Source organism: Bradyrhizobium sp. SZCCHNS3016 (genome assembly GCF_032484535.1).
Lineage (GTDB): Bacteria > Pseudomonadota > Alphaproteobacteria > Rhizobiales > Xanthobacteraceae > Bradyrhizobium.
Genome location: NZ_JAUETE010000012.1, coordinates 52,397 through 65,095, shown reverse-complemented (window position 1 = coordinate 65,095; position 12,699 = coordinate 52,397). Strand labels below are relative to the sequence as shown.

Below are 12,699 nucleotides of genomic sequence, written 5' to 3'. Positions count from 1 at the left end.
CGCTCTTCGAGCTTCGGCGGACAAGTCGCTTCGCTCGAAATGACGGCTTGACGGATGGCAGGACGTTGCCAAACAAACAGTGTCGTCCCGGGCAAGCCCGACGACGCGCTAGCGGCGTCGGGCGCCGACCCGGGACCCATACCGCGTGATCTCGCGGTAGGCATAGTCGCAGATAATCTTCGCCAAACGACGGCCGGTGGTTATGGGTCCCTACGTTCGCAGGGACGACATCGAGGTTGAGGCGACGGCATCGGTCGCATCGCCCAGCGCGCGACGGGGTAGGGCCGTACTATGCGCAGAAGCGATCGAGCTTATCGTCCCGCCTGCCACGCACTCACCACAGCCCCGATCTCCGTCACCACCGGCTCGCGAATGGTCGACGGCGTGCGCGAGAAGCGGGGAGCAGGCGCCGGCTGCGTGATGCCATGCCGCTGGACGAACACGCCGCGCGCCGCCATGTGCGCGTGCTTCGGTGCCTCCGACATCGTCAGCACCGGCGCGAAACAGATGTCGGTGCCCTCCATGATCGCGCACCATTCCTCGCGCGTCTTGCTCTTGAACACCGCGACCAGCTTCTCCTTCAGCGCCGGCCAGGCGCGCGGGTCCATCTGCGCGTCGAAGGCGGGATCGGAGAGGTCGGCATGCTGCCGCAGCAGCGCGTAGAACTGCGGCTCGATCGAGCCGATGGAGATGAAGTTGCCACAGGCGCATTCGTAGACGCCGTAGAAGTGCGCGCCGCCGTCGAGGAAGTTGCGCTCGCGCCCCTCGGTCCAGCGGCCCATCGCAGTGAGGTCGAAGAACATCGCGAGCAGCGAGGCCGCGCCGTCGCACATCGCGGTATCCACCACCTGCCCCTTACCGGACTTCGAGGCTTCGAGCAGTGCGGCGAGCACGCCGACGACGAGGTAGAGCGCACCGCCGCCGAAATCGCCGACCAGGTTGAGTGGCGGCACCGGCCGCTCCTTCGGTCCGATCGCGGCCAGCGCGCCGGTGATCGAGATGTAGTTGATGTCGTGGCCGGCCGCCTGCGCCAACGGTCCCTGCTGGCCCCAGCCGGTCATGCGGCCATAGACCAGCTTGGGATTGCGCGCGAGCACGACGTCGGGGCCGAGGCCAAGGCGTTCCATCACGCCGGGACGAAAGCCTTCGATCAGCGCATCGGCGCCGGCGAGCAGGTCGAGCACTTCGGCGATGACGGCCTTGTCCTTGAGGTCGAGCTCGATGACCTTGCGGCCGCGACCGGCGACCGACTTCATGGTCTTGCGCGCGCCGACGCGATCGAGCGTCACCACCTCCGCGCCCATGTCGGCCAGCAGCATGCAGGCGAACGGTCCCGGTCCGATGCCGGCGAACTCGACGATGCGAAAGCCCGCGAGTGGTCCGGTGGCGCGGGTCTCGGTCTGTGGGGCGGTCTTGTCGAGCACGTTGTCTTGTCCCTGCGGTGCTTCGGCGCGTGATGAGGTCGATCGGACAAAGATGGTCGCCGCGACCTTCACCCTCCCCCTCCAGGGGAGGTGGGTGTGCTTGGCTGCTGTCCGCATCAACCAGACATCATCACGCGCGATGCGTTTCCTGATCCGCGATTGTCCCGCGTGTATCCGGCCAACGCAAGCGCGCCGTATGCCGCAAAGCAAAACGGCGCGCATCGCTGCGCGCCGTGTGGAATTTGTTGTGCCGTTTCGCGGAATGCTGAGCGTCGCGCGCTCAGCCCGCGGCTTGCACCGCGCGCTGCGCCATCACCTTCACCAGATTGGCGCGGTAATCAGCCGAGCCGTGGATGTCGCTGAGCAGGCCGCTCGCCGGGATGCTGACGCCGTCGATCGCCGAGGCCGACCAGTTCGACTTCAGCGCCGCCTCGATCGCGGCCACGCGCATCACGCCGCTCTGCGAGGCGCCGGTGGCGGCGACGCGGACGTCGCCGCCCTTCGTCTTGGTCACGAACACGCCGGTCAGCGCGAAGCGCGACGCCGGGTGGCGCATCTTGGCATAGCCCGCCTTCTCCGGCACCGGGAACGACACCTCGGTGATGATCTCGCCATCCTCGAGCGCGGTCGTGAACAGGCCCTTGAAGAAATCATCCGCCGAGATCGCGCGCTTGTTGGTCTTCACGGTCGCGCCGAGCGAGATCAGTGCCGCCGGGAAATCCGCAGCCGGATCGTTGTTGGCGATCGAGCCGCCGATGGTGCCGCGGTGACGCACGGCGGGATCGCCGAGCACCGAGGTGAGGTAGGAGATCGCGGGGATCGCCTTCTTCACGTCGGCATTGGTCATGATGTCGTAATAGGTCGTCGCCGCCTTGATCACGAGCGTGTCGCCCGACAGCTGCACGCCGATCAGATCCTTGATCTTGCCGATGTCGATGACGTCGGACGGGCTGGCGAGGCGCTGTTTCATGACCGGAAGCAGGGTGTGGCCGCCGGCCAGGAACTTGGCCTCGCTGCCCTTGGCGAACAGCGCCGTCGCTTCGTCGACCGAGGAGGCGCGATGGTAGGTCGTCTCGTACATGGGAATCTCCCTGAATTTTTCATCGAGATCATTCCGGGGCCGCGCCTTCGCGCGCCCCGGAGCGATGATCAACCGTGGATCGCATGCCAGACGCGGTCGGGCGTCGCCGGCATTTCGAGCTTGTTGTTGCCGATCGCATCCGTGATCGCATTGATCACGGCGGCGGATGCGCCGATCGCGCCGGCCTCGCCGCAGCCCTTCACGCCGAGCGGATTGCCCGGGCACAGGGTCGTGGTGTGGCTCAACTTGAACGACGGCACGTCGTCGGCGCGCGGCATCGCGTAGTCCATGAAGGACGCGGTGACCGGCTGGCCGTTGCTGTCGTAGATCGCGTGCTCGAGCAGTGCCTGGCCGATGCCCTGGACCAGACCGCCATGAACCTGGCCCTCGACGATCATGGGGTTGATCAGCCGGCCGAAATCGTCCGCCGCGACGAAGTTGACGAACGACGTCTTGCCGGTGGCCTCATCGACCTCCAGCTCGCAGATATAGGTGCCGGCCGGGAAGGTGAAGTTGGTCGGATCGTAGAAGGCAGTCTCCTTCAATCCGGGCTCCATGCCGTCCGGCAGGTTGTGCGCGGTGTAGGCGGCGAGCGCGACCATCGGCAGCGCGATCGACTTGTCGGTGCCGGTCACCTTGAACTCGCCGTTCTCGATGACGATGTCGCCTTCCGACGCTTCGAGTGCGTGGGCTGCGATCTTCTTGGCCTTGGCCTCGACCTTCTCCATCGCCTTCAGGATCGCCGTGAGACCGACGGCGGCCGAGCGCGAGCCGTAGGTGCCCATGCCGAACTGCACCTTGTCGGTGTCGCCATGAACGATCGAGACCTGGCTGATCGGCACGCCCAGGCGTTCGGCGATCAGCTGGCAGAAGGTGGTCTCGTGGCCCTGGCCGTGGCTGTGCGATCCCGTGAGGACCTCGATGGTGCCGACCGGGTTGACGCGGATCTCCGCGGACTCCCACAGGCCGACGCCGGCGCCGAGGCTGCCGACCGCCTTCGACGGCGCGATGCCGCAGGCTTCGATGTAGCAGGACAGGCCGAGGCCGCGCAGCTTGCCCTGCGCCTTTGCCGCCGCCTTGCGGGCCGGGAAACCGGCATAGTCGATCGCCTTCATCGCCGCGTCGAGCGAGGCGTTGAAGTCACCGGTGTCGTAGGCCATGATCACCGGGGTCTGGTGCGGGAACTGGGTGATGAAGTTCTTCCGCCGGAGATCGGCCGAATCGACCTTCAACTGGCGCGCCGCCGTCTCGATCAGCCGCTCCAGCAGATAGCTCGCCTCCGGGCGTCCGGCGCCACGATAGGCGTCGACCGGCGTGGTGTTGGTGTAGACGCCCATCACCTCGGCATAGATCGCCGGAATGTTGTACTGGCCCGACAGCAGGGTCGCGTACAGATAGGTCGGCACCGACGACGAGAACAGCGACATGTAGGCGCCGAAATTGGCGTGGGTCTTGACCCGCAGGCCAAGGATCTTGTTGTCGGCATCGAACGCCATCTCGGCCTTGGAGATGTGGTCGCGGCCGTGCGCGTCGGTCAGGAACGCCTCGGTGCGGTCGCCGGTCCATTTCACCGGACGGCCGACCTTCTTGGAGGCCCACAGCGCGACCATCTCCTCGGGATAGATGAAGATCTTGGAGCCGAAGCCGCCGCCGACGTCAGGGGCGATCACGCGCAGCTTGTGTTCTGGTGCGATGTTGTAGAATGCCGACAGCACCAGGCGAGCGACGTGCGGATTCTGCGACGTCGTATAGAGCGTGAAATGCTCCTCGGCCGCATCGTACTCGGCGATCGCCGCGCGCGGCTCCATCGCGTTCGGTGCCAGCCGGTTGTTGGTCAATTCCAGGGTGACGACGTTGGCGGCCTTGGCGAAGGCAGCGTTGACCGCGGCCTCGTCGCCGATCGACCAGTCGTAGACGACGTTGCCGGGGGCTTCCGGGTGAAGCTGCGGCGCGCCGGGCTTCAGCGCGGAGGGCATGTCGGCGACGGCCTGCAGCTCCTCGTACTCCACCACGACTGCCTCGGCGGCGTCACGTGCGAGGTTCTTGCTTTCGGCGATCACCACGGCCACGGCCTGGCCGACGAAGCGCACGGTCTCCGGCGCCATCGCCGGCCATGCGCCCATCTTCATCGGCGAGCCGTCCTTGGAGGTGATGGCCCAGCCGCAGATCAGGTTGCCGACCTTGTCGTCGACGATCTGGCGGCCGGTGAGCACCGCGACCACGCCAGGCATCGCCTCGGCGGCCGAGGAGTCGATGCTCTTGACCTTGGCGTGCGCGTGCGGGCTGCGGATGAAATGGGCAAAGGTCATGCCCAACAGCTTGACGTCGTCGACGTAACGGCCTTTGCCGGTGATGAAACGCTTGTCCTCCTTGCGGACGACGCTGGCGCCAATGCCTTCCATACCCATGCGAATCTCTCCCCTACCGGAGTTCTATTGTCCCGCCGCGGCCATCGCGCGCAGCGGTCGTGGTCTCGGTATTGCGGTAAACGGCGGCTCTCGCCGGCCTCATTCGGCAGCTTGCGCGACCTTCATCCGTCCGGCAGCGTCGAGCACGGCCTTGACGATGTTGTGATAGCCGGTGCAGCGGCAGATGTTGCCTTCCAGCTCCTCACGCACCGTGCTCTCGTCGAGCTCGCCTCCGTGGCGGTGCACAATATCGATGGCCGACATGATCATCCCCGGCGTGCAATAGCCGCATTGCAGGCCGTGATTGTCGCGGAAGGCCGCCTGCATCGGGTGCAGCTCGTCGCCCTTGGCGATGCCTTCGATGGTGGTGACGTTGGCGCCGGCGGCCTGGCCGGCCAGCACGGTGCAGGATTTCACGGCACGGCCGTCGATATGGACGACGCAGGCGCCGCATTGGCTGGTGTCACAGCCGACATGGGTGCCGGTGAGGTTCAGATGATCCCGCAGGAGGTGAACGAGCAGGGTGCGATCCTCGGCCTCGACCGAGACCGCCTTGCCGTTCACCGTCAGTTTGACTGTCGACACGAGTAACCTCCCGATGAATTATTCTTGTTCTGATTAGAAACAGCGCCCTCAGGACTTTGCAACTCGAATTTTCGTCTCCGATGTCATTGCGACGTCTTGCGCGCGGCATCGGCGATCCGGTCGCATGTGGCGCGCCACGCGAGGCCGGCACCGGCGCAGGTGAAGCGCAGGCCGTAGGCCGATGCCGTCCATTTACCGCCCCTTAGCCATTGTGACGTAGTTTTGATCACGCTCTGGTGCGTTGCCGCCGGGCGGTTTGGTTTCTGGCCAATATAAAGAATGGCGTGTCGGGGGTGGGAATGTCTGCGCAGCTTGCGCCGCAGTCGCGGCGTGCCAATTTTCTGACCCTGCGTTTTCGCGGCAAGATCGTCCTTGGCTTCGCCGTTGTGCTGGCGATCTCTGCTGCCAGCATCGGCTTCTCCTATCTGGGATTCGAGCGGGTCGCCGCAGCGGTGGCAGCCTATCGCGGCAGCGTTGCCGAAGCCGACACCACCCGCACCATCGATCGCGAGCTGGTCTCGTACCAGGCGCTCGCCCGCTATTATGCCCTGACCGGCAAAGCCGACGACGAGGCGGCGGCCACCGCTGCCCAGCAGGCACTCCAGGCCGCGATCGACAAATCCATGGCGGCGACCGGCGCCGAGCGGCGGGCGCAGGTCGGCAAGCTGCAGGCGCAGTTTCAGGCCTTCGCCAAGACATTCTCGAGCATCGTTGCTCTGACCCGCGAGAACGCGAAACTGGCGACCGACCAGATCGGCCTCATCGGCAACAAGATCCGCTTCAAGTTCGATGATCTGGCAGACACCGCCGCGCTGGCCGGCCTGCCGTCGGTGCAGACCACGGCCAAGGACCTCACCGGCCAGTATCTGACCGTGTCCGCGCTGGTCGGGACCTACATCGCCAAGCCCGACGCCAAGATGGCTGACGGCGCCATCGCGCGCACGCGCTTCCTGGAAACCTCGCTGGTGACGATCTATGCCAATGACGAGAAGATCACCCAGCGTGTCGCCGAGCTCGGCGACCTGATCAAGCAGTACCGCGCCGCCTTCATCAAGCTGTCGGAGAACATGAAGGCGCTCGGCAAGCTCGAACAGGAGATGAGCGTGGTCGGGACCGAGATCATCGCGCTGTCGAACGGGCTGAAATCCGAGGTCGCCTCCGACCAGCAGCGCATCGAGGCCGCCACCAACACCACCATCGCGGACATCGAGCGGCTGATCGCAATGCTGGCGATCGGCGGGCTGACGCTCGGCGCCGTGCTGGCGCTGATGCTCGGCAACGGCATCTCCAAGCCGATGATCACGATGTGCAAGGCGATGCGCGAGCTCGCTTCGGGCAATTTCGACGTCCGGCTGCCCGGCCTCGGGCGTGCCGATGAGATCGGCGAGATGGCGGCGGCGGTCGAGGAGTTCAAGGTCCAGGCGGTGGCCAAGGCCGAGCGCGACGCTGCGACGCAGGACGCCCAGAACAGGGCGGCGGGCGCCGCGCGGCGGGCCGAGCTCATCCGCTTCGCCGACGAGTTCGAGACCGCCGTCGGCTCGATCGTGTCTAACGTCTCGACCTCGGCCGAGCACCTCGAGCAGGCGGCCTCGACCCTGACGCGCACCGCGGAGACCACGCAGTCGCTGGCGAGCCGCGTCAGCGGCACCTCCGACCAGGCCACGGGCCGCATCCACTCGGTGGCGAGCGCGACCGACGAACTTTCGGCCTCGGTCAACGAGATCGGCCGCCAGGTCCGCGAGTCCAGCCGCATCGCGGAGTCCGCCGTGGCCCAGGCCGAGGAGACCGACGGGCGCATCGGCAAGCTGTCGCGTGCGGCGCAGGAGATCGGCGACGTCGTCAAGCTGATCACCGCGATCGCCGAGCAGACCAACCTGCTGGCCCTGAACGCGACCATCGAGGCGGCTCGCGCCGGCGATGCCGGCCGCGGGTTTGCGGTGGTGGCTTCCGAGGTCAAGTCGCTGGCCGAGCAGACCGCCAAGGCGACCGACGACATCTCCAACCACATCTCCGGCATGCAGGCGGCGACCCAGGAGTCGGTGACCGCGATCAAGCAGATCGGCGGCACGATCCGTCAGATCTCGACCATCGCCGCGTCGATCGCCACCGCGGTCGAGCAGCAGGGCGGCGCGACCCAGGAGATCGCCAGGAACGTGCAGGGCGTCGCGGCAGGCACGCAGGCCGCCGCCACCGACATCACGCAGGTCAATCGCGGCGCGACCCAGACCGGCGAAGCCTCGGAGGAGGTGCTGCGCTCGGCCCAGTCGCTGTCCTCGGAGAGCGCGCGGCTGCGCGCGGAGCTCAACCGCTTCATGGCCAACATCCGCGCGGCGTGAGTTTTGCGGCGACAGGCTGGTCTTCACGCCGCTCGCAAGTGCGTTGGCGAGCCTGCGGCCAAACCCTCCGCTGTCATCCCGGCGAACGCCGGGATCCATACGCCGCGGCAGATGTGTGGCGGGCGGTATTGATCGCGTGCCCCAATCTTGCATCACGCGGTATGAATCCCGGGTCGCGCTCGCTTCGCTCGCTTGCCCGGGACGACAGCTGAAATGAGGCGCGCCTGGGCCTCACCCAGGAAACGCTGCGCCCCCCAGGCGGGTCGAGCGCCGAACCCCGCCCCACTCCGGGAACCCTGCGCCCGACGAGACGTTGAGTCGCAGCGGCAGGCATTCGCTGCCGCATTTGCTTCATCCTCTCGGTCGAGCATGCGGTGCGACCCGCGCCGTCGCATTGGGATTCCATGGCACCGCGACAGGCATCCTCTCCCAACCTCCGCGTCGTCACGTCAGCGCCGCAATCCGGCGCTCCGCCGGGCGACATGGCAGGCCGGGATCGCGTCATCGAAACCAACATTCCCGCCCGGCTCGACGATCTCCGCTGGAGCGCCTTTCACACCCGCGTCGTGCTGGCGCTCGGCATCACCTGGGTGCTCGACGGGCTCGAGGTGACGCTGGCAGGCGCCTTGTCGGGCGCGCTCAAGCAGAGCCCGGCGCTGCATTTCTCCAACCTCGACATCGGGCTTGCCAACAGCGCCTATCTCGCCGGCGCCGTGCTCGGCGCGCTCGGCTTCGGCTGGCTGACCGACCGCATCGGCCGCCGAAAGCTGTTCTTCGTCACGCTTGCGCTCTATCTGTCCGCGACGGCCGCCACCGCCTTGTCCTGGAACATCGCGACCTACGCGCTGTTTCGCTTCCTGACCGGCGCCGGCATCGGCGGCGAGTATACCGCGATCAACTCGACGATCCAGGAGCTGGTGCCGGCGCGCTATCGCGGCTGGACCGATCTCATGATCAACGGCAGCTTCTGGCTGGGTGCCGCGCTCGGTGCGGTCGGCGCCATCGTGCTGCTCGATCCCGACGTCACCGGCCCGGATGTCGGCTGGCGGCTGGCCTACGGCATCGGCGCCTGTCTCGGCCTCGTCGTGCTGGTCATGCGGATGTGGATTCCGGAAAGTCCGCGCTGGCTGATGATTCACGGCCATCCCGAAGAGGCGCATCGGATCGTCGCGGAGATCGAACGCGACGTCACCGGCCACGACCGCGAGGCGCGCGCAAAGGAATTGCCGAGGATGCGGCTGCGGATGCGCAGCCACACGCCGTTGCGAGAGGTCGCGCATACGCTGCTCTCAGTTTATCGCCAGCGCTCCCTGGTCGGGCTCACCTTGATGACCGCCCAGGCGTTCTTCTACAACGCGATCTTCTTCACCTTCGCGCTGGTGCTGACCGACTTCTACGGCATCAAGTCCGATCATGTCGGCTGGTACATCCTGCCCTTCGCGGCCGGCAACGTGCTCGGGCCGCTGCTGCTCGGCCGCCTGTTCGATACGCTCGGGCGCCGCGCCATGATCACCTTCACCTACGGCGTCTCCGGCGTGCTGCTTGCGCTCACCGGCTATCTGTTCTCGATCGGCGTGCTGAGCGCCGCGACGCAGACCGCGGCCTGGATGGTGATCTTCTTCTTCGCGTCACCGGCGGCGAGCGCCGCCTATCTCACCGTGTCGGAGAATTTTCCGCTGGAAGTGCGCGCGCTCGCGATCGCGCTGTTCTACGCCATCGGCACCGGGATCGGCGGCGTCGCGGGACCCGCGCTGTTCGGCGCGCTGCTCGACAGCGGGGCGCGCGGCGCGGTGTTCGGCGGCTATCTGTTCGGTGCCGCGCTGATGCTGGTGGCGGCGCTCGTCGCTTGGCGCTATGCCATCGCGGCCGAGCGCAAATCGCTCGAACAGGTGGCGCGTCCGCTCGCTGTCATGGAGTAGTTGATGATGTCCGAAAACTCCGATCTGATCGCTTCTCCTGCGTCGGAGCCCGCCGAGATCGTTCCGGCGCCCGCCAGTCTCGTGCCGCATCTTCGCGAGGTGGCGATCCTGCTCGATATCGACGGTACCCTGCTCGATCTCGCGCCGACGCCGCGCGAGGTGTGGGTGCCGCCGGGCCTAGCCGAGACCCTGACCGCATTGCTGCAACGAACCTCCGGCGCGCTGGCGCTGGTCTCGGGCCGCTCGCTCAACGACATCGATCTCATCTTCGCGCCGGAGGTCTATCCCGCCGTCGGCGGCCATGGCGCGGAGATGCGGCTCGGCAGCGGCGGCGAGGCGGACGCCATCAAGGCGCCGCCGCTGGACAAGGAGCTGAAGCGCAGGCTCGCTGCGATCGCCAGGCTCAGCCCCGGCATTCTGCTCGAGGACAAGGGCTACTCGCTGGCGCTGCATTATCGCCTCGCGCCGCAGGCTGAGAAGGCGATCTACAAAGAAGTGTCGCGCATCCGCGCCGAGTTGCCGGGGGCGCCGATCGAGGTGCTGCCCGGCAAGTGTGTGTGCGAGATCAAGCATGCCGGCTTCACCAAGGCGAGCGGCGTGCGCGAGCTGATGCGGAACGCACCGTTCAAGGGACGCAAGCCGTTCTTCATCGGCGACGACGTCACGGATGAGACGGTGTTCGCGATCATGCCGGATTTCGCCGGCCTCTCGTTCTCCGTCGGCCGCCGTGCGCTCGGCGTCGACGGACATTTCGACGCACCGGACGACGTGCGCGCATTCCTGGCGCGCCTCGCCGGTGGTGGAACTAATTCATCGACCTAGCGATCCGTGCAGTGGTTCCGCATCGCTACGTTGTTAGTTCCATTCGCCATGCGGTCGCATGTTGAATGCGTCGCTGTTGATTAGAACAGTTCTGACTTGATTTGACGCTGTGATTACACCGCGCGAATGCCCGAATTTGGTTTCAATTGGTTGAAAGGGTGGCCCGGAACCATATTGATGAACAGCTGTTAACCGACATGACCAACAGGAGGGAGCTGTGAACCTCGTCGTGGTTTCGAATCGGGTGGCTCGTGGCAAAGCTAACGAGCCAATGACCGGCGGACTTGCGGCAGCATTGCTGCCCGTTGTGGAGAAATCGGGGGCAGTATGGGTGGGTTCCTCGGGTCGTGTGCGCGACGGCGCGCAGACGGAACCGATCGCGGAGATCGAGCAGATCGGTGAAGGCGCGCTCGCGCTGCTGGATCTGCCGGCTGCGCATTATGCCGGCTACTACGAAGGTTTCGCCAATTCGGCGCTATGGCCGGCGCTGCATTCACGCAGCGATCTGATCAGCGTCTCGCATGATGATTATCGCTCCTATCGCGAGGTCAACGCCTTCGTGGCGCGCGCGCTGCTCCGGTTCCAGAAGCCGGACACCTTGTTCTGGATCCAGGACTATCACTTCCTGTCGCTCGGCGCGGAGTTGCGCACGCTGGGCGTGAAGAGCCCGATCGGCTTCTTCCTGCATACGCCGTGGCCCGCGCGCAGCGTCATCGACAGCGTGCCGAATCACCGCGATCTCGTCACCGCGATGCTCGCCTATGATCTGATCGGCTTCCAGACCGAGGATGATCGCGAGAATTTCACCGCCTGCATCCGCGCCGATCTCGGCTTGCAGGTGCGTGACGGCGTGGTCAGGTCGCTGCACGGCCGCACACGTCTGGCCGTGTTCCCGATCGGCATCGACGCCGACAAGTTTGCGCAGCAGGCGGCAAAGGCGGTGGCGCATCCGGATGTGTCGCGGCTGCGCCGCAGCCTGAATGGCGAGAAGCTCGCCATCGGCGTCGACCGGCTCGACTACTCCAAGGGTCTGGTCAACCGCATCAACGCCTTCGACCGGATGTGGACGATGCACCCGAGCCTGCTGCGCGCCGCGTCGCTGCTGCAGATCGCAACGCCGTCGCGCGAATCGATCGAGGCCTATGGCAATCTGCAGAGCGAGGTCGCGCGCCTCGTCAGCGAGGTCAATGGCCGCCATGGCGAGGTCGACTGGACGCCGATCCGCTACCTCAACAAGGGCTATGGTCAGGGCGTGCTGGCCGGCCTCTATCGCAGCGCCCAGGTCGGCGTCGTCACGCCGCTGCAGGACGGCATGAATCTCGTGGCGAAGGAGTATGTCGCGGCGCAGAGCCCGGTCGATCCCGGCGTATTGGTGCTGTCGAAATTCGCCGGAGCCGCCAACGAGCTCGATGCGGCGCTGATCGTCAATCCGCATGACATCGACGGCATGGCGCGGACGATCGCGATGGCGCTGTCGATGCCGCTCAACGAGCGCCGCATGCGCTATGAGATCATGATGACGAAGCTGCGCCGCCATTCGATCCAGCAATGGTTTGCCGACTTCGTCGAGGCGCTGCAGGACGGTGACGCTGCCGAGGTCGAGATCGAACCCCTGCCTGCCACTCCGGCGGGTTTTCTGGCCGGCCGCATGCTGTCGCCTGGCGCGCGCTATCACTGAACCGGACTTGCGCCTCGCCGCTCCGTGCGGCGAGGCTCAATGGCAGTAGGAGACGCCGTCGAGCACGGCGCAGCGCAGCTTGTTCGGCGAGCTCGGATTGTCCATCGGCACCATCCCGTTGCCCTGTCCGACGAACACGCCGGGTCCCACCACCACGGATGCCTTGTTGCCGACGATGACGGACGGGTGCGGCTTCAGGCTCGACTTCGTCCCGTCCGGCCACAGGATCGCATCGCCCTGCCAGATCCCCTTGCGGCCGTCGTCGCAGGTCACGTCGACGCCCTGCTTGGTGCATTGATCGGCGCGGGCCGGGCCGGCGGCGAGGCTGAGCACCGCCGTCAGCAGGATGGCGAGACGGGCAGGGGAGGATGACGGCATCGCGAATCCCTCAGTCGACAGCCGGACCGACGGGCTGCAAAACAGTGGTCGTGCCGCCCGGCCGGCCG

General features: G+C 66.3%; 9 protein-coding genes. 4 read left to right on the top strand and 5 right to left on the bottom strand.

The genetic code is table 11. The annotated features are described in order from the left end of the window. Positions 1–311 precede the first annotated feature (311 nt). The 4 genes from QW881_RS22245 to QW881_RS22230 form a co-directional block, all read right to left on the bottom strand. Positions 312–1,424, bottom strand: coding sequence for a CaiB/BaiF CoA-transferase family protein (locus QW881_RS22245; protein ID WP_315757275.1), 1,113 nt, complete (start codon positions 1,422–1,424; stop codon positions 312–314). A 280-nt stretch (positions 1,425–1,704) separates the two neighbouring features. Further along, on the bottom strand, positions 1,705–2,505 hold the full coding sequence (locus QW881_RS22240) for a xanthine dehydrogenase family protein subunit M (RefSeq protein WP_315757252.1): 801 nt from the start codon (positions 2,503–2,505) through the stop codon (positions 1,705–1,707). A gap of 68 nt (positions 2,506–2,573) precedes the next feature. Beyond that, a complete protein-coding gene (locus tag QW881_RS22235; protein ID WP_315740751.1) occupies positions 2,574–4,913 on the bottom strand; it encodes a xanthine dehydrogenase family protein molybdopterin-binding subunit in 2,340 nt (779 codons plus the stop codon). 99 nt (positions 4,914–5,012) lie between these two features. Beyond that, positions 5,013–5,498, bottom strand: coding sequence for a (2Fe-2S)-binding protein (locus tag QW881_RS22230; protein WP_315717018.1), 486 nt, complete (start codon positions 5,496–5,498; stop codon positions 5,013–5,015). A 299-nt stretch (positions 5,499–5,797) separates the two neighbouring features. Here QW881_RS22230 and QW881_RS22225 point away from each other — a divergent pair, with 299 nt between their 5' ends. The 4 genes from QW881_RS22225 (at position 5,798) to QW881_RS22210 (ending at position 12,253) form a co-directional block, all read left to right on the top strand. Beyond that, positions 5,798–7,834: a HAMP domain-containing methyl-accepting chemotaxis protein gene (locus tag QW881_RS22225; RefSeq protein WP_315757253.1), complete on the top strand. Its 2,037-nt coding sequence runs from the start codon at positions 5,798–5,800 to the stop codon at positions 7,832–7,834. Positions 7,835–8,238: 404 nt separating this feature from the next. Then, positions 8,239–9,753 carry an MFS transporter gene (locus QW881_RS22220; RefSeq protein ID WP_315757254.1) on the top strand — a complete coding sequence of 505 codons (1,515 nt, stop codon included), beginning with the start codon at positions 8,239–8,241 and terminating at the stop codon, positions 9,751–9,753. A gap of 3 nt (positions 9,754–9,756) precedes the next feature. Beyond that, positions 9,757–10,575: a trehalose-phosphatase gene (gene otsB, locus QW881_RS22215; protein ID WP_315757255.1), complete on the top strand. Its 819-nt coding sequence runs from the start codon at positions 9,757–9,759 to the stop codon at positions 10,573–10,575. A 217-nt stretch (positions 10,576–10,792) separates the two neighbouring features. Next, positions 10,793–12,253 (top strand): trehalose-6-phosphate synthase, encoded by a 1,461-nt coding sequence (locus QW881_RS22210; protein WP_315757256.1) that lies wholly within the window; start codon positions 10,793–10,795, stop codon positions 12,251–12,253. Positions 12,254–12,289: 36 nt separating this feature from the next. Here QW881_RS22210 and QW881_RS22205 read toward each other — a convergent pair whose 3' ends face one another. Beyond that, positions 12,290–12,631 carry a hypothetical protein gene (locus tag QW881_RS22205; RefSeq protein WP_315757257.1) on the bottom strand — a complete coding sequence of 114 codons (342 nt, stop codon included), beginning with the start codon at positions 12,629–12,631 and terminating at the stop codon, positions 12,290–12,292. Between the last annotated feature and the right edge of the window lie 68 nt (positions 12,632–12,699).